19 protein-coding genes are annotated in these 20,307 nt (G+C 68.2%); 6 read left to right on the forward strand and 13 right to left on the reverse strand.

All coding sequences use genetic code 11. From position 1 onward, the window contains the following. Positions 1-30: 30 nt before the first annotated feature. On the reverse strand, positions 31-1,806 hold the full coding sequence (locus tag Q5Z10_RS10965; protein WP_303639102.1) for an EAL domain-containing protein: 1,776 nt from the start codon (positions 1,804-1,806) through the stop codon (positions 31-33). Between the two features lie 3 nt (positions 1,807-1,809). Further along, complete coding sequence (locus Q5Z10_RS10970; RefSeq protein WP_303639103.1) at positions 1,810-3,912, reverse strand: sensor histidine kinase; 2,103 nt, start codon at positions 3,910-3,912, stop codon at positions 1,810-1,812. Between the two features lie 132 nt (positions 3,913-4,044). Between Q5Z10_RS10970 and Q5Z10_RS10975 the strand changes: the two genes are divergently transcribed. Next, positions 4,045-6,804, forward strand: coding sequence for a bifunctional diguanylate cyclase/phosphodiesterase (locus tag Q5Z10_RS10975; RefSeq protein ID WP_303639104.1), 2,760 nt, complete (start codon positions 4,045-4,047; stop codon positions 6,802-6,804). Positions 6,805-7,120: 316 nt separating this feature from the next. Here the strand turns inward: Q5Z10_RS10975 and Q5Z10_RS10980 are convergent, their stop codons facing one another. The 6 genes from Q5Z10_RS10980 to Q5Z10_RS11005 form a co-directional block, all read right to left on the reverse strand. Beyond that, positions 7,121-7,336 (reverse strand): hypothetical protein, encoded by a 216-nt coding sequence (locus Q5Z10_RS10980; protein WP_303639105.1) that lies wholly within the window; start codon positions 7,334-7,336, stop codon positions 7,121-7,123. A gap of 98 nt (positions 7,337-7,434) precedes the next feature. Next, entirely contained in the window at positions 7,435-8,625 is a 1,191-nt protein-coding gene (locus Q5Z10_RS10985) for a methyl-accepting chemotaxis protein (RefSeq protein WP_303639106.1), read from the reverse strand. A 136-nt stretch (positions 8,626-8,761) separates the two neighbouring features. Further along, positions 8,762-9,376 carry a high frequency lysogenization protein HflD gene (hflD, locus tag Q5Z10_RS10990; protein ID WP_303639107.1) on the reverse strand — a complete coding sequence of 205 codons (615 nt, stop codon included), beginning with the start codon at positions 9,374-9,376 and terminating at the stop codon, positions 8,762-8,764. Further along, positions 9,373-10,515: a tRNA 2-thiouridine(34) synthase MnmA gene (mnmA, locus tag Q5Z10_RS10995; protein ID WP_303639108.1), complete on the reverse strand. Its 1,143-nt coding sequence runs from the start codon at positions 10,513-10,515 to the stop codon at positions 9,373-9,375. Before mnmA ends, hflD begins: the two co-directional genes overlap by 4 nt. Next, on the reverse strand, positions 10,512-10,973 hold the full coding sequence (locus Q5Z10_RS11000; protein ID WP_303639109.1) for an NUDIX hydrolase: 462 nt from the start codon (positions 10,971-10,973) through the stop codon (positions 10,512-10,514). The genes mnmA and Q5Z10_RS11000 overlap by 4 nt, the downstream gene beginning before the upstream one ends. 1 nt (position 10,974) lies before the next feature. Next, entirely contained in the window at positions 10,975-11,463 is a 489-nt protein-coding gene (locus Q5Z10_RS11005; protein WP_303639110.1) for a hypothetical protein, read from the reverse strand. Between the two features lie 113 nt (positions 11,464-11,576). Here Q5Z10_RS11005 and clpS point away from each other — a divergent pair, with 113 nt between their 5' ends. Continuing rightward, the gene (gene clpS, locus Q5Z10_RS11010) at positions 11,577-11,903 is read left to right on the forward strand and encodes an ATP-dependent Clp protease adapter ClpS (protein WP_303639111.1); all 327 of its coding nucleotides are present in this window, start codon (positions 11,577-11,579) and stop codon (positions 11,901-11,903) included. 60 nt (positions 11,904-11,963) lie between these two features. Here clpS and Q5Z10_RS11015 read toward each other — a convergent pair whose 3' ends face one another. After that, a complete protein-coding gene (locus tag Q5Z10_RS11015; RefSeq protein WP_303639112.1) occupies positions 11,964-12,776 on the reverse strand; it encodes an APH(6) family putative aminoglycoside O-phosphotransferase in 813 nt (270 codons plus the stop codon). Positions 12,777-12,914: 138 nt separating this feature from the next. Here Q5Z10_RS11015 and clpA point away from each other — a divergent pair, with 138 nt between their 5' ends. The 3 genes from clpA to Q5Z10_RS11030 are packed head-to-tail and all read left to right on the forward strand — an operon-like array spanning position 12,915 to position 15,943. Further along, on the forward strand, positions 12,915-15,197 hold the full coding sequence (clpA, locus tag Q5Z10_RS11020) for an ATP-dependent Clp protease ATP-binding subunit ClpA (protein ID WP_303639113.1): 2,283 nt from the start codon (positions 12,915-12,917) through the stop codon (positions 15,195-15,197). 1 nt (position 15,198) lies between these two features. Continuing rightward, positions 15,199-15,651, forward strand: coding sequence for a type II toxin-antitoxin system RelE/ParE family toxin (locus Q5Z10_RS21425; RefSeq protein WP_442758951.1), 453 nt, complete (start codon positions 15,199-15,201; stop codon positions 15,649-15,651). Positions 15,652-15,658: 7 nt separating this feature from the next. Next, positions 15,659-15,943, forward strand: coding sequence for a HigA family addiction module antitoxin (locus Q5Z10_RS11030; RefSeq protein WP_303639114.1), 285 nt, complete (start codon positions 15,659-15,661; stop codon positions 15,941-15,943). A gap of 65 nt (positions 15,944-16,008) precedes the next feature. Here the strand turns inward: Q5Z10_RS11030 and Q5Z10_RS11035 are convergent, their stop codons facing one another. From Q5Z10_RS11035 to aat, 3 genes are all read right to left on the reverse strand, one after another. Next, entirely contained in the window at positions 16,009-16,404 is a 396-nt protein-coding gene (locus tag Q5Z10_RS11035; protein WP_303639115.1) for a hypothetical protein, read from the reverse strand. A 202-nt stretch (positions 16,405-16,606) separates the two neighbouring features. Next, complete coding sequence (gene infA, locus Q5Z10_RS11040) at positions 16,607-16,825, reverse strand: translation initiation factor IF-1 (protein ID WP_005409596.1); 219 nt, start codon at positions 16,823-16,825, stop codon at positions 16,607-16,609. A gap of 86 nt (positions 16,826-16,911) precedes the next feature. Next, positions 16,912-17,652, reverse strand: coding sequence for a leucyl/phenylalanyl-tRNA--protein transferase (aat, locus tag Q5Z10_RS11045; RefSeq protein ID WP_303639116.1), 741 nt, complete (start codon positions 17,650-17,652; stop codon positions 16,912-16,914). A gap of 74 nt (positions 17,653-17,726) precedes the next feature. Here aat and Q5Z10_RS11050 point away from each other — a divergent pair, with 74 nt between their 5' ends. Beyond that, positions 17,727-18,995: a hypothetical protein gene (locus Q5Z10_RS11050; RefSeq protein ID WP_303639117.1), complete on the forward strand. Its 1,269-nt coding sequence runs from the start codon at positions 17,727-17,729 to the stop codon at positions 18,993-18,995. A gap of 52 nt (positions 18,996-19,047) precedes the next feature. Here Q5Z10_RS11050 and Q5Z10_RS11055 read toward each other — a convergent pair whose 3' ends face one another. Then, on the reverse strand, positions 19,048-20,172 hold the full coding sequence (locus Q5Z10_RS11055) for a GNAT family N-acetyltransferase (RefSeq protein WP_303639118.1): 1,125 nt from the start codon (positions 20,170-20,172) through the stop codon (positions 19,048-19,050). Between the last annotated feature and the right edge of the window lie 135 nt (positions 20,173-20,307).

Genomic DNA, 20,307 nt, shown 5'->3' on the forward strand with positions numbered 1-20,307 from the left:
GTAGCGCCGGGCCATGCCCGGCGGCCGCCATCAACGCGGCGGCGTACGATCCTCGCCGGCGTCGGCCGGTTCCGCGGCCACCAGCCCGCCATTGCTGCGGCGCTGCTCCTCGTAGGTACGGAATGCCTGGTGGATGTGCTTGCGCAGCTCGTCGTCGTTCCAGGGCTTGGTCAGGAACCGGTAGATCGCCCCCCGGTTAATGGCGTCGGTCACCGTGTTGAGATCGGTGTAGCCGGACAGCACCAGCCGGATCGTATCCGGGTACAGCATCTTCACCCGGCCCAGGAACTCGGTACCGCTCATGTCACTCATGCGCTGGTCGGACAGGATCACCTGCACGTCGTTGATCGCCAGCAGGTCGAAGGCATCGCGCACATTGCCTGCGGCCAGGATCCGGTAGCCGTCGCGGCGGAACAACCGCACCAGCGAACGCAGCACGTTCTCCTCATCGTCCAGCAGCAGCAGCGTGCGGTCCGGCCGGGTCTCGGCGAAGGCTTCCGGACGCAGGTAGCGGCGGCGCAGGGTCATGCCGGCAGCGTCGGCCGACATCGGCTCACCGAACAGGTAGCCCTGGAACACATCGCAGTCGTTGCGGCGCAGGAAGCCGAGCTGCGCCTGCGATTCCACGCCATTGGCGATCACGGTCATGCCCAGCTGGTGGCCCATCGCGATGATCGCGCGGGCAATGGCCGCTTCGCGGTTGCCGGCCGGCGCACTCTTGATGAAGCTGCGGTCGATCTTCAGCTTGTCCACCGGGTAGCGCACCAGCGCGCTCAGGCTGGAATCGCCGGTGCCGAAGTTGTCCAGGCTGAGGCTGATGCCTTCGTTGCGCAGGTTGGCCAGCGTTTCGTGCACGAAGTTGACGTTGTTGGTCAGCGCGCTTTCGTTGATCTCCAGCGTCAGCATCTGCGCCGGCACGCCGGCGGCCTGGATCAGTGCCATCACTTCGGCGAAGAAGTTCGGCCGCAGCAGCTGCAGGGTCGAAACATTGACGGCGATGGTGAAGTCGTCGAAGCCCTGGTCACGCCACAGCCGCGCCTGCTTCAGCGCGCCCTCCAGCACCCAGGTGCCGATCTGCACGATGATGCCCAGCCGTTCGGCGGTGCGCATGAACCGTTCCGGCACCAGCATGCCCAGCGTCGGCGACTGCCAGCGCAGCAGCGCCTCCATGCCCACCACATGGCCATCACGGGCACTGACCAGCGGCTGGTAGCGCAGCTTCAGTTCGCCATTGGGAATGGCGTCGACGATCTGGCGGGCGATGATGCTCTCGCTGTGCGCGCTCGGCGGCGTGTCCACCGCATGGATACGCACGGCGTTGCCGCCCTCGCGCGCGGCCTGGTAGAGCGCGTCCTCGGCATGGTCGAGCAGGCGCGAGGCGCTGCTGGCGTGTTCCGGGCACAGGCTCACGCCCAGCTTGCCGGTCATGAACAGGGTGTAGGGCAGCACCGACAGCGGCAGTTCCATCTGCTGGCGGATCTCTTCGGCGAAGTCCTCCGGCAGCGGCACATCGTCGGTACGCGGCACCGCGATCAGGAACTCGTCGCTGCCGTGGCGCCACAGCTTGCCGCGCCCGCGCAGATACGACTGCAGGCGCTGGGCGACCAGCACCAGGGCCTGGTCGCCCACCTCGGCACTCATGTTCTCGTTCACCGACGCGAAGTGGTCGATGTCCACGTGCATCAGCATCAGGGCGCTGCCGCCGGACGCGGCCTCGGCGACCATCGCCTGCAGTTCGGGATTGCCGGCACCCAGGCGATCAGGGGCATCATCGATGCTGACCAGGGGCAGGTTGGGGTTCCACATGGCTCAGTAGTCCGTTGACTCGACGGTCGCCGTGACGGCGGCCTGGTAGGGAAGGTGGACGTCGACGAGGGTGCCTGCGCCGTGCGCCGATTCGATCCGCACGTGCCCGCCCACGCTCTGCGCGCGCTCGCGCATCACGATCAGGCCGAGGCCGCGCGGACCATCAGGGTCGAAGCCCTCGCCATCGTCGCGGATCTGCAGATGCAGGCCGCGCTGGCCGACATCGCGCAGCTGCAGCTGCACCTGGCTGGCACGTGCATGCCGCAGTACGTTGGTCAGGCTTTCCTGGGCGATGCGGAAACAGGCCTGCTCGATGCTGTTGTCCGGGCGCGTCGGCAGCGATTCGATCTCGGCCAGCAGTTCCACCGGCGAAGAGCGGAACAGCACCCGTGCCTGCCAGCTCAACGCGGCTTCCAGGCCCAGCGCATCCAGTTGCGGCGGACGCAGCAGGGTGGAGATGTCGCGCAGCTTGGCGACCGTGGTATCGGCCAGGCTGACGATCTGCGCCAGGTCCTGGCCGCGTCGCTGCGCATCGTCTTCCTCCTGCGCGGCGTAGGCGGACAGCTTGATCGCGGTGATCGCCTGGCCGATGTCATCGTGCAGGTCGCGCGAGATCGCCCGGCGTTCGTCTTCCTGCAGCGAGAACAGGCGCCCGGCCATGGCCTGCAGTTCGCGGTTGCTGGTCTCCAGCGCGCTGCGGGTCTGCTCGGATTCGCTCAGGTCGCGCACGATCAGCAGCTTGCAGTCGCGGCCGCCGTAGCGCACATCACCCACGGCCAGGCCGGCCTGGAAACTGCGTCCATCGGCGCGCTGCATCGCCACCACGCTGCTGTGGCCCGGGCTGTGCTGCGGCTGGCCGGCCTGCATCTGGGTGCGTACCCGCGCCAGGTCGGTGGCGGCCACCAGCGCCGACAACGGTTCGCCCAGCAGGGTATGGCTGCCGTAGCCGAACAGGCCGGCGGCCCAGGCATTGGCGTACAGCACGTGTTCGTCGGACAGGATCACCACCCCGTCCGGCAGCACCCGCACCAGCTCACGGAACTGTTCCTCGCGTTCGCGCAGCAGGCGTCGTGACTGCTCGCGCTCGGTCACGTCCTGCAGGGTGCCGAGCACCCGGTCGCGGCCGGCCTCGTCCACGCCGCTGGCTGCGCGCAGGTGCACCATCAGGGCGCGGCCATCCATCGCCAGCAGCGGCAGCAGCACATCCACCTGTACCGGCTCGCCCGAGCACAGGTCGGCCAGCAGCTGCTCGGTCTGTGCGGCAGTGGCCGGGTCGGCGGCCACCAGCAGTTCGTCGAAGCGGTGCCAGCGCCGGGCGTCCGGCGGGCGGCGGCCGAGCAGGCGGTAGACCTGGTCGGAATAGCGGCCCTGGCCGCTGGCCGGGTCCAGTTCCCACGCACCGATGCGGGCCAGCTCATGGGCCTCTTCGACACGCGCCAGGGCCTGGTCGCGGCGCAGCTGGGCCAGGTCCTCGGCGGTCCGGTCGATGGCGATCAGCAGCCGCGCGTTGTGGCCGTCGTAGTCGATCGCGTTCGAACGCAGCTCCATCTGCCGCAGGCTGCCATCGCGCAGCTGCAGCTGCGCGCGCAGGATGCACAGCTGCTCGGGGGCCTCGCGGATCGCTTCCAGCTTGGTCTGCAGCGCCTGGTCCTGGCCCGGCGGCCAGAGCAGGTCGATGGTGTTGTCCAGCAGCGCGGCATGATCCCAGCCGAAGGTCGCGCAGGCCGCCGGATTGGCATCGAGGATGGCCAGGGTGTCCAGGTCGTAGACCAGGATCGGGCCCGGGTTGCCCTCGAACATCTGCCGCAGGCGCAGCTCGGACGCCTGCAGGCGGGCATGGGTGTGCAGCACGTGCTCGGCCAGCGGGCGCAGCAGCAGGTACAGCAGGCCGGCGCTGGCCAGGGCGAAGAACGCCCCCTTCACGCTCTGCCACAGGGCGGCCTGCTGCGGGTCGGGCACCAGGGCCTGCACCGCGCCATCACTGGCGATCATCCAGGCCAGCGCCATCACCAGGTAGCTCAGCACCACGCGCCGGCGGTCACGCCCCAGCGCCTGCGCCATCCGCGGGTCGGGAACAGGGGCAGTGCCGGTCGGTTCTGCGGGCATGGACAGGACAGGAAAGAGAGGGCGCGGGCCATCTTACCGCGCAGGTGTGCCCTGACCACTCAATTATCCGCCGCAGGCGCCGTTAACCACTGCGTGCCCCGCTGTCGGGCGTGTCATCCGGAGCAAGATCGCGTGGACCAAGGGATCATCGCCAGCCTGCTGCAGCATCCGCTTGCCTCGGCGCTGGTCATCGTCGACCGCAACGGGCGCCCGCTCGCGGCCAATCCGGCTGCGCGCGAGCATGGCCTGCCGGCCACGGTGGCCGCCTATGCGCCGATGCTGGAAGACCTGCGGCTGCTGGCCGCCGACGGTGGCATCGTCGCCTGCACGCTGCCCGGCGGCCCGCGCGGCCACTATGACGGGCACCTGCGCGCCGTGCATGACGGCAGCGGCAACCTGCTGGCGTTCACCCTCAGCGTGCCCGAGCCGGTGCCGGTCGACGGCGGCGGTCGCTGGGAACTGGCGCTGGAGAGTGCCGGGCACAGCCTGTGGGACTGGGATATTCCCAGCGACCGGGTGGTGCGCACGCCGGCACTGGGCGATGAGACCGCCACCGAGATGCTGACCCGCGTGCATGCCGATGACATCGCCCAGGTGCGGCTGGCGCTGGATGAACATCTGCGTGGCCACAGTGACCAGTACAGCGCGCAGTTCCGCTTCCGCCAGGGCGATGGCCAATGGCGTTGGGTGCTGGACCGTGGCCGCGTGGTTGCGCGGACCGCCGACGGCCAGCCGCTGCGCATGGTCGGCACCCATACCGATATCGAACAGCAGAAGCAGCTGGAAACACTGCTGCAGGAACAACAGCTGCACCTGCGCGAGGCCCAGCGCATCGCCAGCATGGGCAGCTGGTCGTTCGATCCGCACACTCGCCGCTTCTGGTGGTCGCCGGAACTGCGTTCGCTGCTGGCACCGGGGCGGGACAGCGTGCCCGGGCAGCGGCGCTGGCTGAAGCAGCTGCACCCGCGCTCGCGTGGCGCGCTGCGCGCCGCATGGCGGCGCCTGTGGCGCGACGGGCGTGCCGCCAATCTCGAACTGGAACTGACCCGTGGCAACGAGCCGTCGCAGCACCTGCGGCTGTGGATGCAGCCATTGCTGGACATGGAGGGTCAACCCCGCCGCCTGCTGGGCCAGGTGCAGAACATCACCGAGCAGCACCAGACCGACGCGCTGATCCGCTGGCGCACCGAGCTGCTCAACCGGGTGTCCGCGCTGGGCCGCATCGGTGGCTGCGAGATCGAAGTCACCACCCGGCACATGCAGTGGACCGAGGAGTGCTACCGCATTCACGGCCTGCGCAAGGAGCCGATCACCCTGGACCAGGCGCTGGCACTGTACGCCGAGGACTCGCGCGCGGCCTTCGAGGCGGCGCTGGCGCGCATCGCCGGCGGCGGCCTGCCCGAACAGCTGGACCTGTGTTTCTACCGCCAGTCGGGGCTGCGGGTCTGGGTGCAGGTACTGATCGAACTGGACCGGCGCGACGGCCTGCCGGCACGCTTCGTGGTGCTGTTCCGTGACATCACCCGCGAACGCGAGGCCAATGAGCGCATCGAGCTGCTGGCGCACTATGACCTGCTGACGGGCCTTCCCAACCGGGTGCTGCTGGGTGAGCAGACCGCCGAAGCCATCGAGGAAGCGCGCGACCGCGGCACCTCGCTGGCGATGCTGTTCATCGACCTGGACGGCTTCAAGACCATCAACGACAGCTTCGGGCACGCCACCGGCGATGCCCTGCTGAAGGCCGCCGCGACCCGGCTGCACCAGAACCTGCGCAACAACGATCTGTTCGGCCGCTTCAGCGGCGACGAGTTCATCGTGGTGCTGCGCGACCTGGCCGAGCCGGAGGACGCCGGGCATGTGGCGCGCAAGCTGATTGCCTCGCTGGCCGAACCGCTGCGTCGTGGCGACACCACCCTGAAGGTCGGCGCCAGCGTAGGCATCGCCATGCTGGGCGAGTCGCAGACCGATTTCGATTCGCTGCTGCGCGCGGCCGACGCGGCCATGTACGCGGCCAAGGAAGCGGGGCGCAACACCTATCAGTACTACAGCCAGGACGCGCTGGCGCGCATCCAGCGCCGGCTCGACATCGAGCATGGCCTGCACGGTGCCATCGAGCGTGACGAGTTCAGCCTGGCCTACCAGCCCCTGCTGCACGCCCATCAGGGCGAGCCGCCGGCCATCGAGGCGCTGCTGCGCTGGCACCGCCCCGGAGTCGGCTACTGCAGCCCGGCCGAGTTCATCCCGATCGCCGAGAAATGCGGCGAGATCGTGCGCATCGGCGACTGGGTGCTGGCCGAAGCCTGCCGCCAGGCCGCTGCGTGGGATCGCGCCGGGCTGCAGTTCGAGCGCATCGCGGTGAACGTATCGGCCGTACAGCTGCGCGACCGGGGCTTCGCCGAACGGGTGATCGAGATCTGCCACGCGCACGGCTGGCCGCCGCAACGGCTGGAACTGGAGTTGACCGAATCGGCGTTGATCCGGGACACCGAGATCCTGCGCCATTGTTTCGATGTGCTGGAGCGGCACGGCGTGCCGTTGGCGGTGGATGATTTCGGTACCGGCTTCTCCAACCTCAACTACCTCAACCGCTTCCCGGTCGGCCGCCTGAAGATCGACCGCAGTTTCGTGCAGGGCATGCTGCATGACTCGGGTACCGCCGAAGTCACCCAGGCGATCGTGCACCTGGGTCACGCGCTGGGCATGAAGGTGGTGGCCGAAGGCGTGGAAACGCACCAGGAAGAAGACATGCTGCGCCGCCAGGGCTGCGACGAAATCCAGGGCTACCTGTACTCGCGCCCGCTCAGCCCGCGCGATCTGGCGCAGTGGCTGCGCCAGCAGCACGCCAGCCCGGTGCGCACCGACGCCAGCAGCGAAGTCGTGCTGGCACGCTGAGGGTAGCGCCGGGCCACGCCCGGCGAAATGCCGGCACCCGCGACCATCCAGATGTGCATGACCCGGTAGCGCCGGGCCATGCCCGGCGGAACGCCCGCACCCACGACCATCCATATGCGCAAGACCCGGTAGCGCCGGGCCATGCCCGGCGGAATGCCGCACCCGCGACCATCCAGATGCGCAAGACCCGGTAGCGCCGGGCCATGCCCGGCGAAAATGCCCGCACCCGCGACCATCCAGATGCGCATGACCCGGTAGCGCCGGGCCATGCCCGGCGGAATGCCCGCACCCGCCACCATCCACGCCCGGCGTGGATCTACCTCAGGGCTTCGCCATCCAGCCCCAGGTCCCAGGCCAGCCCCAGCAGCGCGTCGTCCGCACGGGACGGGGCAGGGCGGGCATCGGCCAGCTGCCTCAGCTCCTCGATCTCCTCGCGTGCCACGTCCTCCAGCTGTTGCAGCTGCTCGCGCACGCTCGCATTGCGCGGGCGTTCGGTGTCGGCCAGGGAGGGCAGGGCGCGGATCAGGGTCATGGTGCGCGTACAGGATGCATCCAACGGCGGGTCACAGGCAAAGGCCCCGGCAGAACCGGGGCCTTGCGGGCTGCCGGCAACGGCAGCGGACATCAGGATCAGAACAGCTCGACGGTGCCGGCGCCCATGCTCTGCTGGGCAACCGGCTTGTGCGGCGGACGTTCCCATTCGCTGCGCAGCTCGCGCAGGCGGCTGCCGGTGCGCTGCAGGGCGGTGGCGATCTCTTCGTCGAAGACGCCGCCATTGCGGTGCAGCAGCTCCTGCAGGGCCACCGCTTCGCGGTTGATCGCAGTCAGGCGGTCCAGGTGGGTGTGCACGCCGCCCAGCGCCTGGGTGGCGATGTCTTCGAACTGCAGGGCGCGCACGGCCTCGGCCACGCTGCCATCGATGGAACGGGCGCACTCGGACACTTCGCGCATGCCATCGCCCAGCGAGGCATTGATCTGCGCCACGTTGTCCAGCATTGCCGCCGCCTCCTGGCGCGCTTCGCGGGAGCGGTCCATGTCACGCGAGGCCATGTGCGAGACCGTCTCGCGCACCTTGGCAATGGCGTCCTTGGAGCTGTGGGCCAGCTTGCGGATCTGCTCGTTGAAGGTGGTCGAGCGTTCGGACAGGTTGCGCACTTCGTCGGCGACCACCGCGAAGCCACGGCCGGCTTCACCGGCACGGGCCGCTTCGATGGCCGCGTTCAGCGCCAGCAGATTGGTCTGGTCGGCGATCGACTTGACGTCTTCCAGCAGCGCGAAGATGCCGTCCAGGTGCTGCGCCATCTGGTCGATGTGCTGCACGGTGGTGCTGCTCTGGCCGCTCACCTGTTCCAGGGCTTCCACCAGCTGTTCCATGCGGTTGCTGGCGTGCTGGGCGAAGCGGGCCACGTCGAGGCCGGCGTTGCCTTCCTCGCCGGCGCGGTCGACGATGCGCGACAACGCCTGGCTCTGCTGGCGTGACTTGCGGTTCATCGCATCGAAGCTGCCCCCCAGGCTGGAGACGGCCTGGCGGATCAGATCACGGGCGCGTTCCACTTCGCCGCGCGAACCGTCGATCTCGTTGCCGACGAAGTTGCGCAGCTCGGTCAGCAGCTGGTCCTGCTCACGCAGGACGCGGGCATGTTCCGGGGAACGATGCGCCTGGGCGCGGGTGGTCCACCACGCAAAGCCGAGCCAGCTCAGCGTCATCGTGGTCAGGATCGCCCAACGCAGGGCGGCCGGCCATTCGAAACCGATGGCGAAGGGGAGCAGCAGGGTCAGAGCCAGGGGGGCGGCCAGACGGATGAAAATGCGTGAGTACATGGACGTTCTCGGGAGGTGCACGGAGGATGTATCGGCCGTACCCCCTTTCTCTTTAACGTCGATGTGCCCGGAAATGCATTCTGAATGCGCCGGATTTCCGGCGCTTCCGCCGGGCATGGCCCGGCGGCTGTTGCGCTCAGGCCAGCTGCCGGTCCACGGCCTCGACCATCGCCTTGCGGCTCAGCAGGAAGTCCCAGTAGCTGCCGCCCAGCTGCCGCCACAGCACGGCCGCGCGGACCGCGGCCAGCAGCAGCGCGCGGATCTCGGCGACCACCCCTGCCTGGCCCAGGTAGTGCGGGTTGCCCTGCACCATCACGCGCGGCTTGAGGTGGCTGATGGTGTCGGCATACAGGCCGCCCAGGCTGGCCAGCACGTCCGGATGAGCGCTGTCGCCCAGTTCGGCGGCCTGGCGCTGGGCGCGCTCGATGCCCGAGGCGACCTTGTTCACGGTGGCCCCGTCCTGCACGAAGCGCCGCTCCAGCTGCAGCACCGACAGCGCCAGCTTGGGCAGGATCGGATCCTGGCCCTGGTTGCGGAAGTGGTTGTGCAGCAGGCGCAGGCCCGATTTCAGCGCATGGCGGTCACCGAACACCGCCTGCGGCGACGACGCATCGACACGGAACACGCTGTCCACGGCAGTGCGGACGGCGGCGGCATCGGAATGGCCGGTATCGGCGATACGGCGTACCTGCTGCAGGGCCTGGGCAATGCCGGCCAAAGCCAGAACGCGGTCGTCGACAGTGAAACTCATGCAGCGATTACCTCAAAGGGAGAAGGGGTGGTGCGCAGGCGCTGCTCCAGCGGCGCATCGGTGGCGGCGATCACCGCGCCGCCCAGGCACACCTCATTGTCATACAGCACCAGCGACTGGCCGGGGGTGACGGCGCGCTGCGGCCGGTCGAAGGTGACCAGGACGCTGCCGTCGTCGAGCACGTCCACCGTGCACGGTTCATCCGGCTGGCGGTAACGGGTCTGCGCGGTGCACTGGAAACGCCGCGCCGGCGGCGAACCGGCGATCCAGTGCGCGGTTTCCGAGCGCAGCCGGTCGGACAGCATCCAGTGGCTGTCGCGGTCCTGGTCCACGTACAGCACATTGCTGGCCACATCCTTGCCCACCACATACCACGGAGCGGCGGGGCGGCCACGCACGCCACCGATGTTCAGGCCTTCGCGCTGGCCCAGGGTGAAATAGAACACCCCCGGATGCTCGGCGATCACGCTGCCATCGCTGGGGTCGAGGATCTGGCCGGTCCTGGCCGGCAGGTAGCGGCCGAGGAACTCGCGGAAGTCGCGCTCGCCGATGAAGCAGATGCCGGTGGAATCCTTCTTGGCGTGGGTCGGCAGGCTCACGTCACGGGCGATGCGGCGCAGGTCGGTCTTTTCCAGGTCGCCGATCGGGAACAGCGTGGCGGCCAGCTGTTCCTGGCCCAGCTGGTGCAGGAAATAGCTCTGGTCCTTGGAGCGGTCGGCACCGCGCAGCAGCAGCCACTGGTGGCCGCGCTGGGCGATGCGGGCGTAATGGCCGGTGGCGATGCGTTCGGCACCCAGCTCGCGGGCGGCATCCAGGAAGTGCTTGAACTTCACCTCGCGGTTGCACAGCACGTCCGGGTTCGGGGTACGCCCGGCGGCGTACTCGGCCAGGAAGTGCTCGAACACGCCCTGCCAGTACTCGCTGGAGAAGTCGCGGAAGTGGAACGGGATGCCCAGCAGGCCGCACACGGCCACCGCATCGCGGCGGTCGTCCTCGGCGCGGCAGTCGCCGCTGCCGTCGTCGGCCCAGTTCTGCATGAACAGGCCGGCCACCGCCTCGCCCTGCTGCACCAGCCGCCAGGCAGCCACGGACGAATCCACGCCGCCGGAGACACCGACCATCACCCGTGGGCTGCTCATGCGACCTCCCGAACCAGTGCAAGGGGGTGGCGCTGGCCCGCCAGGTAGTCGGCCACCACCTGCCAGACCAGCGGGCTGCGCTGGCGGTCGGCCGCCGCCTGCAGTTCGGCCGGCGTCATCCACAGTGCGCGATCGATGCCGCTGTCCAGCGGCTGTGCCGGGTCATGCGACAGCGGGCGCGCGGCGTAACAGAAACGCAGGAAGGCCGTGCCGTCGCCGGCGGTCCACTGGTAGCAGCCGATGAAGGCGGTCAGCGCCACCGTCCAGCCGGTTTCCTCCACGGTCTCGCGCAGGGCGGCAGCGGCCAGGCTTTCGCCCGGCTCCAGGTGCCCGGCCGGCTGGTTCAGCACCCGCCGGCCGTCGATGGTCTCTTCGACCAGCAGCACCCGGCCGCCGTCGACCACGACAGTGGCGACGGTGGCATGCGGTGCCCAGCGCGGGTCCAGCGTGTCGTTCAACTCAGAGGTCGTCCTTCTTGGTCAGCTCCAGCTCCATCGCATCGGCGGTGCGGATCGCCGCGTCGATGGCATCGCTGAGCTGGTCGGAGGTGGCATCGGCATCGATCTTGACCACGAACATCGCGGTCGACTCCTGCTTCACCCAGCCGCCCATCTTGGCGTCCTGCGAATCTTCCAGCAGGCGGTTGGCCACGGCCACCGGGAACTGCTTGGTCGGCGAGGTGTAGCCCGGCGACCAGATCTCACGGATGTTATGGGTCCCGAAGTCTTCCACCGCCGAGCGCACGTACACCATCTGGGTGCGGTCGCCTTCCACGTCGAACACCATCTGGTAGTCGCCGTCCTGGTCCACCTCATAGGTGTAACCGAGCTTTTCCAGGTGGCGGGCGATGGCCTTGTCGGCCTTCGCGCTGTCGGTGGTGGTCGCGGCGCCCGCGCTGCCGGCAGCAGCCAGAGCGATCAGCAGGGCGGAGAGAAGGGTCCTTTTCATGAAGATCCTGTGAAACCAGAAAATGGGGAAGGTGCAATTGTGACGGCGGCTGTCCGTGCCGTCCATTCCGCATCGGGTCCACCCAGGCCCGGCGCACCCCCTATAATGGGTGGATGCCTCGCGAGTCCGCCCCCGATTCCCATCATGAGCACGGCGTTGCCGTGGAGCCCGCGCGCCCGGAAGTGGCGCCGCCGCCGTTCTACCAGGTCATGCTGCTCAACGACGACTACACCCCGATGGATTTCGTGGTGGATGTCCTGCAGCAGTTCTTCAACCTGGACCTGGACAAGGCCACCCAGGTGATGCTGCACGTCCATACCCGCGGCCGCGGTGTCTGTGGCGTGTTCACCCGGGAAGTGGCCGAGACCAAGGTCGCCCAGGTCAACGAGTACGCGCGGATGAACCAGCACCCGCTGCTGTGCACCATGGAAAAGGCCTGAGGCACAACGCCGCCAGGCGGGCCCCGCCGCATGGGCGCCCGGGCCAGGCCGTCGCCGGCGTCAGCGCTCCGCCAGCGCCTGCAGTGCCAGCGTCGCCACCGCCTCGTCGATGTCGGCCGGGTCACCGTCATCCCGGAACCAGACCGCTGACAGGCCGGCGCTGGCTGCGATCCAGCGCAGCAGCCGGCCGCGCCCGATCCCGCTGAGCTGGCAGACCTGCTGCAGCCGCGCATGGAAACGCTCGGGGCGGGTGGCCACGTGGATGCCCGGCCCGCACAGGTCCGGATTGCTGAACATCGTGGTGTAGTCGAACGCGCGATCACCGACCAGGCGCTTCGGGTCGATCGCCAGCCAGCCACGCGTGCCGAAATCCAGCACGTTGTCATGGTGCAGATCGCCGTGCAGCGGGCGGATCTCCTGCTCGTCCTGCAGCAGTGCCGCCGCCAGCGATCCGCACTGTTCCAGTAGTGGCGGCAGCGCAGCCCTTGGCTGCAGCAGGTCGGCGAACCATCTACGCAGGCAGACCAGGTCGTCTGGCGGCGCGCTCCGTGGCCGGTGCAGCTGCTGCAGGACCTGGCACAGGATCGTGGTGCAGGCGTCATCGTCGCCCCCGATCGAGCGTTGCCGCAGCGTATCGCCGTGCGCACGTTCGATCAGGATCGCAGGCCCGTCGTGGGCCAGCAGGCGGGCGGCGCCCTCGCCATTCCACCAGCGCAGCAGGCGATGGCCGTTCTGTTCCTCTGTCTCCGTGCTCACCTTCAACATGGCCGCCTCGCCAGAGGGGGTCCGCACCGGCCACAGCCGGGCGTGGGGGGTATCGATGGCGGGACCATCACGTCGCAATCGCCAGCGGCTCAGGTAGGGTTCGCTCATGCCGGGTGGGCCGTCCTGGAGTGAATGGAGATCAAGCGATGGATACTGCTAACGCCATCTGAACGCAGCAATCCGCTAGGGTGATGGAAATCGCGTAGTCAGGCCGCATATTGTCCCTATCTGCCGCCGGAGTAATCCATGTTCAGCAAAGACCTCGAACACACCATCGGCCAGTGCTACAAGCGCGCCCGTGAGGCCCGGCATGAGTTCATGACGGTCGAACACCTGCTGCTGGCACTGCTCGACAACCCGTCCGCCCAGGCCGTGCTCAAGGCCTGTGGCGCCGACGCCGACCGCCTGCGCCAGGAGCTGGAACAGGCCATCGAGGCCTCGGTATCGCGCCTGGCCGAAGACGATGGCCGCGACACCCAGCCGACGCTGGGCTTCCAGCGCGTGCTGCAGCGTGCCGTCTACCACGTGCAGTCCTCGGGCAAGAAGGAGGTCACCGGCGCCAACGTGCTGGTGGCCATCTTCGGCGAGAAGGATTCGCACGCGGTCTACTACCTCAACCAGCAGGACGTCACCCGCCTGGATGTGGTCAATTACCTGTCCCATGGCATCGCCAAGCTGGGTGAGGAGGGCGAGCAGCCGTCCTCGGGCGATGGCGAGGGGCGCATGGAAGGGGGCGAAGGCGAGCCCAAGGGCGACGCCCTGACCGAGTTTGCCAGCAACCTCAACGACCAGGCCCGGGCCGGTCGCATCGACCCGCTGGTCGGCCGCGCCGACGAGATCGAGCGCACCATCCAGGTGCTGTGCCGCCGCCGCAAGAACAACCCGCTCTACGTGGGCGAGGCCGGCGTGGGCAAGACCGCGATCGCCGAAGGCCTGGCGCGCCGCATCGTTGAAGGTTCGGTGCCCGATGTGCTGGCCGATGCGGTCATCTATTCGCTCGACTTGGGTGCGCTGGTGGCCGGTACCAAGTACCGCGGCGACTTCGAGAAGCGCCTCAAGGGCGTGCTGACCGCGTTGAAGAAGGTGCCCAATGCGGTGCTGTTCATCGATGAGATCCACACCATCATCGGTGCCGGTTCGGCCTCCGGCGGCACCATGGACGCCTCCAACCTGATCAAGCCGGCGCTGGCCTCGGGTGAGCTGCGCTGCATCGGCTCGACCACCTTCCAGGAATACCGCGGCATCTTCGAGAAGGACCGGGCGCTGGCCCGTCGCTTCCAGAAGATCGACATCGTCGAGCCGACCGTGGGCGAGACCTACGAGATCCTGCAGGGCCTGAAGGCCAAGTATGAAGCCCATCATGGCGTTACCTACGCCGATGATGCGCTGCAGGCGGCGGTTGACCTGTCGGTCAAGCACATCGGCGACCGCCTGCTGCCGGACAAGGCCATCGACGTGATCGATGAGGCCGGCGCCCGCCAGCGCCTGCTGCCGGAAGGGCAGCGCAAGGAACTGATCGACGTCGAGGAAGTGGAAGCGATCGTGGCCAAGATGGCACGCATCCCGGCCAAGCAGGTCAGCGCCACCGACAAGGATGTGCTGCAGCACCTGGAGCGCAACCTGAAGATGGTGATCTTCGGCCAGGATCCGGCCATCGGCACCCTGGCCTCGGCGATCAAGCTGGCGCGCTCGGGCCTGGGCAACCCGGAAAAGCCGATCGGCAACTTCCTGTTCGCCGGCCCGACCGGTGTCGGCAAGACCGAGGTGACCAAGCAGCTGGCCCTGCAGCTGGGTATCGAGCTGGTGCGCTTCGACATGTCCGAGTACATGGAACCGCATTCGATCAGCCGCCTGATCGGCGCGCCTCCGGGCTACGTCGGCTTCGACCAGGGCGGGCTGCTGACCGAGAAGATCGTCAAGACCCCGCACTGCGTGCTGCTGCTGGACGAAATCGAGAAGGCCCATCCGGACATCTTCAACATCCTGTTGCAGGTGATGGACCGCGGCGTGCTCACCGACACCAACGGCCGCGAAGCCAACTTCAAGAACGTGGTGCTGGTGATGACCACCAATGCCGGTGCGGCGCAGGCCTCGCGGCGCTCGATCGGCTTCACCAAGCAGGACCATGCCACCGATGCGATGGAAACCATCCGCCGCGCCTTTACCCCGGAGTTCCGCAACCGCCTCGACGCGGTCGTGCAGTTCCAGGCGCTGGGCTTCGAGCACATCCTGCGCGTGGTCGACAAGTTCCTGATCGAACTGGAGATGCTGCTGCAGGAGAAGCACGTCAGCTTGTCGGCCACACCGACCGCGCGCGACTGGCTGGCCCACCACGGTTTCGATCCGCTGATGGGAGCCCGCCCGATGGCCCGCGTGATCCAGGACAAGATCAAGCGCCCGCTGGCCGACGAACTGCTGTTCGGCAAACTGGTCAATGGCGGCAAGGTCAGCATCGACGTGCGCAACGACGAGCTGGTGGTCGAAACGCAGGCCGAGCCGGAGCGGCTGCTGCCGGCCACGGTGGAGTGAGGTGGCGCCGGGCAGTGCCCGGCAGTGGGAAAGCATCGACAAGGGCGGCCGAGGCCGCCCTTGTCGTGTCTGCTTTGTCGCCGGCGGCCTTGCGGCGCGGGTGGCGCAGCGCAAATGCTGCTGTATCGCGATCATGTGCGCCCATTTGTATCGCGCAACGATACGGGATACATTGATGATCATCGGCTTTCGACACAAGGGGCTCGCACGGCTGTACCGGTACGGCTCAGCAAGTGGCGTGCGGCAAAGTCATGCTGGCAGGCTGCTGATGATCCTTTCCATTCTCGACGTGGCGTGTGGCCCTCAGGACCTGGCGATGCCGGGGTTGCGGCTCCATGCGTTGAAGGGCGGATTGAAGGGGCATTGGTCGGTCTGGGTAAACGGGAACTGGCGTGTCACGTTCCGCTTTGCCGGCAATGACGTCGAACTGTTGGACTACCAGGACTATCACTGAGATCTGCATGATTCACCGTCACCCCCATCCCGGCGAAACCCTGAAGGCCATGGTTTTCGATCCCGCCTCTCTGTCGGTGACCGAGGCGGCAGAGCGCCTGGCCATGTCGCGTGTTGCGTTGTCCCGTGTCATCAACGGCAAGGCCGGGATCAGTCCGGACCTGGCGATCCGCCTGGAAATGGCGGGGGTCAGCACGGCCGTATTCTGGATGGGGCTTCAATCGAACTACGATCTCTGGCTTGCGCTCCAGCGCAGGCAGCCGAAGGTGCAATCGCTGCTGCAGGCACGATAGCCGCGCCGATCAGCACGGATGGCGTGCAGCAAGGGCGGCCGAGGCCGCCCTTGTCGTGTCTGTCCTCAGCGGCTGCGCTGGCGGGCCATGCGCTGGAAGGTGGCGGCCTCGAGCGGCTCTACACGTTCGACGGTGCAACTGGCGCGGTCGGTCTTCAGGACGCTGCGCGAGCCGCCGCAGAGCTGGGAACGCTCGCCCTGGGTTTCGAAGGCCAGGCGCCGCGAGGTCACCGCGCTGTTGCAGGAGGCGGTGAACACCACCCGGTAGTGCTGATCGCCATTGCGCAGGAGGACATCGCGGTCTGCGCCGGCGCGGACGATCTGCTGATCTTCGGTCAGGCCGATGCAGCTTTCGCCGGCGCTTGTGGCGGGGGTATCGGCAGCGTGGGCTGCGGGCGCGGCCAGGGCGCCGGCGGCCAGGACGAGGGCGGCAAAGCCAGCGTGCAACAGGGGCATGTTCATGGCGGGGCAGGGGGTTGCGATCCGGACTGGATCGGGTCCTACGATGCCGCCGCCGGTGCGAATGCGAATCTGCCGCAAGCATGGCTGACCGATGTCACGGTGCGTTCGGTCACGGTGACCTCCGGCAGGGCCAGATTGCGGGCATGACAAAAGGCCAGCAACCGGGGCTGGCCTTGTCGGGGTGGCGCGGCGCGCCGACCGCTTACTTCATGCGGTAGGTGATACGACCCTTGGTCAGGTCGTACGGGGTCATTTCAACCTTGACCCGGTCACCGGTGAGGATGCGGATGTAGTTCTTGCGCATGCGGCCGGAGATGTGGGCGATGATTTCGTGCCCATTTTCCAGGCGAACGCGGAAAGTGGTGTTCGGCAGCGTCTCGCTGACGGTGCCCTCGAACTCGATGGAATCGTCTTTCGACATGTAGTCCTGTGCGGTTCAGAAAACGGCCACGCTGGGCCTAAGGCGCAGCATTTTACGCTTCAACCGTCCGGCTTGCAAAGTTTGTGTTAACCGCCGGCAAAACACCGTGCCGGCACGCGACCCAGCGCCTGGGTCCAGGCGCCGTCGCGGCCGTCCTGGCGGACCGCCTGCCGCACGTGCTCCAGGAAATCTGCCCGAGGCAGCTGCCGCGCACCCATCCGCAGCAGGTGCGGGTTTTCCACCTGGGCGTCGATCAGCTGCCAGCCCCAGCCATGCAGGGTGGCCGCCAGTGCCGCCAGGGCGACCTTCGAGCCACCGCTGGCGCCGCTGAACATGCTCTCGCCGAAGAACATGGTGCCGATGGCCACGCCATAGATGCCGCCGACCAGGGTCTGCCGGTCCCAGACCTCGATGGAATGGGCGAAGCCCAGGTCGTGCAGGTGGCGGTAGGCGTCGATCATCGCCGGGCTGATCCAGGTGCCGTCCTGGTCGGGGCGCGGTGCGGCGGCACAGGCGTGCATCACCTGGCTGAAGGCGGTATCGGCGGTGACCTCCCAGTGGCTGCTGCGCAGCTGCCGGCGGAAGCGCGCAGACAGGTGCACGCCATCGGTGTCGAACACCACGCGCGGGTCCGGTGACCACCACAGGATCGGTTCGCCTTCGCTGAACCAGGGAAAGATGCCGCCGGCGTAGGCGTTCAACAGGCGCAGCGGGTGCAGGTCGCCGCCCACGGCAAGCAGTCCATCGGGTCGGCGCAGGGCGGTTTCGGCAGGGGGGAACGGCGAATCCGGCGTATCGGCCAGGCGCCAGGGCAGCGGACGGGTCATGCCGACAGTGTATGCGTCGTGGCGGGCGGCGATGTCTGGCACCATCGTAGCGACATCGGCAAGGAGCCCCCGTCATGAGCGACCCGGTCACCGACATCCTCGATCTGCACGAACTGCCGCGCACACGCAATGACAGCCTGGGGCTGCTGCTGACCCTGGCCAGCGAGGACCGGCCCGCGCTGGGCGCCCTGATGCTGCAGGCGCTTGCCCGGCGCTCGCCCGCCTCGGCGTTCCTCGACACCGCCCTGGACCTGCTGCCGGACGCTGCGGTGCTGCCGGTCTGTGCCGATGCCTGGCGCCGCCATGGCAACGGTGAGCGTGGTGAGCTGCTCAGCTGCGTGCTGGAGTTCGCCAGCTACCAGGCGCCGCACGTGCTGCAGGACGACTGGGAAGCGCTGCTGGAGATCGCCATCGACGGCGACGTACAGCTGGCGGCACAGGTCTGGCAGGCGCTGCCACCGCAGATCGCGGCGCAGTGGGCGCACCGGCTGGCCGAGGCCACCGACGACCGCGAGCTGGAGCGGGCCAAGGCCGTGCTGTTGGCCAATCAGGCGCATAGCTGTGCCGCCGCCCGCGGCTACCTGGCCGACTGGAGCGATCTGGACGTGGACGTCTGGGCGCACTGGGCCGGCCTGGCCGATGCTGCCCTGCCGCGCCGGCTGCATGGCCAGCGGCCGCTGCACCTGCGCTTCGGTCGTGAACAGCATCGTGCCCAGCTGGCCGAAGTACCGAGCTGGCGCAAGAGGATCTGGCGGCTGCATCCCACCTGGCATGGCGGTCAGGTGCTTCATACCGGCCGCATGGGCGGTCCGCTGGACACGCTGTGCGGTGGCTGTCACTCGCCGCTGCAGCGCCTGTTGCAGACCGATGCTGCCGCGCTGCAGCCGGGCGCGGAAGGAGAGATCACGCTCGGGCTGTGCCTGGATTGCTGTGGATGGGAAGCGCCGCCGGTGCGCTTCTATCGCCACGATGCCGACGGTCTGCCGAGCTGCCACCCCAGCCAGCACCGTGAGGTGCCGGGCATGCCCACCGACAGCGGTGACCTGATGCAGGCCGAGGTCGGCCTTGCGGCCCTGGAAAGCGATCGCTGGCAACAGCAGGACTGGGGCCAGTCCAACGACCGGCAGAACCTGTCACGCGTGGGTGGCATGCCCAGCTGGGTGCAGAGTGCGCAGTATCCGGCGTGCATCGATTGCGGCGAGCAGATGCCGTTCGTGATGCAGCTGGATTCGACGCTGCCGACCACGGCCGAAGGCGCGCTGCTGTGGGGCAGCGGCGGCATGCTCTATACGTTCTGGTGCGCGACGTGCCGGGTGAGTGGGCACTTCTGGCAGTGCACCTGAGCACCGCGCGCCCGGCATCGGCCCGGCAGAAGCCCATCCGGATTGGTGCGCGTTACGACGCTGTGCGGAACGGCCCATGCCCCTGCAGTTCCTGCTGGTAGCGCCGCACATCGCGCCGCTCCTGCCGACACCAGTCCCGTAACGCGTCGGCGAAGTCTGTATCGGCCACCCAGTGCCGGCTGCGCACCAGCGTGGGCAGGAAGCCGCGGGCCAGCTTGTGCTCGCCCTGCGCGCCGGGCTCGAAGCGGGTCAGCCCCTCGCGCAGGCAGTACTCGATGCCCTGGTAGTAGCACGCCTCGAAGTGCAGGCCGGGCAGGGTAGCGCCGCCCCAGTAACGCCCGTACAGGGTGTCGCCCCCGCGCAGGCACAGTGCGCCGGCAATCGGCGCGCCGTCCAGCTCGGCCAGGAACAGCACCAGCCCGCGCCCCAGTGATATCGCCAGGTGGCGCAGGAACGCCTCGGTCAGTGCCGGCGCATTGCCGTATTCGAGGAAGGTCTGCAGGTAGAAGCGGTACATCGCCTGCAGATCGGCGCGGCCGGCCTCGTCGCCATGCACCACGCGGAAGGTGATGCCCTGGCGGGCGACCTTGGCGCGTTCCTGGCGAATGTTCTTGCGGTGCTTGTGGTCCATCGCGGCGAGGAACTGCTCGAACGTGGACCAGTCGCCCGGGTTCTGCCACTGGAACTGCACATCCTCGCGCAGCAGCCAGTCCTCGCCGAACGCAGCCTCGTCGCTGGCGGTATGGAAATTGACGTGCGCCGAAGAGACCCCCAGCGCCGGCATCTGCTCGCGCAGCGCCGACAGCAACGTGGCGCGCTCTGAATCGTGACGGGCCAGCAGGCGAGGGCCGGTCACCGGCGAGTACGGCGCCGCGCCCAGCCACTTCGGGTAGTAGTCGCGGCCGTGGCGGGCATAGGCGTTGGCCCAGGCATGGTCGAACACGAACTCGCCGTGCGAGTTGGTTTTCAGGTAGCCGGGGATCGCGCCGACCAGCGTCTCGCCCTCCCACAGCGTGAAATGCCGGGGCTGCCAGCCCCAGTCCTCGCGCAGGCAGCCGTGCTGTTCCAGCCCGGACAGGAAGGCGTGGCTGACGAAGGGGTTGCGGCCGTCGTGCAGGGCATCCCAGTCGGTGGCGGCAATGGACTGCAGGGAGTCGAGGAAGTGGGCAGAGGGCATGGTTGGGAAGGATAGGCCAGGTGGATCGCGAACGGTGTTGGCGGGGCTGGGCCGGATTGTTCTGGTTGGGGGTGAGGAAAGTTTGAATTCTCCCTGCCTGTGCGTTGGGTGCGGAATCACTGGCGCACGGCTGGG

Source organism: Stenotrophomonas sp. 704A1 (genome assembly GCF_030549525.1).
In the GTDB taxonomy this organism is placed as follows: Bacteria; Pseudomonadota; Gammaproteobacteria; order Xanthomonadales; family Xanthomonadaceae; genus Stenotrophomonas; species Stenotrophomonas tuberculopleuritidis.

What these genes read in the sequence shown, in the direction of transcription:
- Q5Z10_RS10965 (WP_303639102.1), bottom strand. Translation starts at nt 1,806, where the DNA reads ATGTGGAACCCCAACCTGCCCCTGGTCAGCATCGATGATGCCCCTGAT.
- Q5Z10_RS10970 (WP_303639103.1), bottom strand. Translation starts at nt 3,912, where the DNA reads ATGCCCGCAGAACCGACCGGCACTGCCCCTGTTCCCGACCCGCGGATG.
- Q5Z10_RS10980 (WP_303639105.1), bottom strand. Translation starts at nt 7,336, where the DNA reads ATGACCCTGATCCGCGCCCTGCCCTCCCTGGCCGACACCGAACGCCCG.
- Q5Z10_RS10985 (WP_303639106.1), bottom strand. Translation starts at nt 8,625, where the DNA reads ATGTACTCACGCATTTTCATCCGTCTGGCCGCCCCCCTGGCTCTGACC.
- hflD (WP_303639107.1), bottom strand. Translation starts at nt 9,376, where the DNA reads ATGAGTTTCACTGTCGACGACCGCGTTCTGGCTTTGGCCGGCATTGCC.
- mnmA (WP_303639108.1), bottom strand. Translation starts at nt 10,515, where the DNA reads ATGAGCAGCCCACGGGTGATGGTCGGTGTCTCCGGCGGCGTGGATTCG.
- Q5Z10_RS11005 (WP_303639110.1), bottom strand. Translation starts at nt 11,463, where the DNA reads ATGAAAAGGACCCTTCTCTCCGCCCTGCTGATCGCTCTGGCTGCTGCC.
- clpS (WP_303639111.1), top strand. Translation starts at nt 11,577, where the DNA reads ATGCCTCGCGAGTCCGCCCCCGATTCCCATCATGAGCACGGCGTTGCC.
- Q5Z10_RS11015 (WP_303639112.1), bottom strand. Translation starts at nt 12,776, where the DNA reads ATGAGCGAACCCTACCTGAGCCGCTGGCGATTGCGACGTGATGGTCCC.
- clpA (WP_303639113.1), top strand. Translation starts at nt 12,915, where the DNA reads ATGTTCAGCAAAGACCTCGAACACACCATCGGCCAGTGCTACAAGCGC.
- Q5Z10_RS11030 (WP_303639114.1), top strand. Translation starts at nt 15,659, where the DNA reads ATGATTCACCGTCACCCCCATCCCGGCGAAACCCTGAAGGCCATGGTT.
- Q5Z10_RS11035 (WP_303639115.1), bottom strand. Translation starts at nt 16,404, where the DNA reads ATGAACATGCCCCTGTTGCACGCTGGCTTTGCCGCCCTCGTCCTGGCC.
- infA (WP_005409596.1), bottom strand. Translation starts at nt 16,825, where the DNA reads ATGTCGAAAGACGATTCCATCGAGTTCGAGGGCACCGTCAGCGAGACG.
- aat (WP_303639116.1), bottom strand. Translation starts at nt 17,652, where the DNA reads ATGACCCGTCCGCTGCCCTGGCGCCTGGCCGATACGCCGGATTCGCCG.
- Q5Z10_RS11050 (WP_303639117.1), top strand. Translation starts at nt 17,727, where the DNA reads ATGAGCGACCCGGTCACCGACATCCTCGATCTGCACGAACTGCCGCGC.
- Q5Z10_RS11055 (WP_303639118.1), bottom strand. Translation starts at nt 20,172, where the DNA reads ATGCCCTCTGCCCACTTCCTCGACTCCCTGCAGTCCATTGCCGCCACC.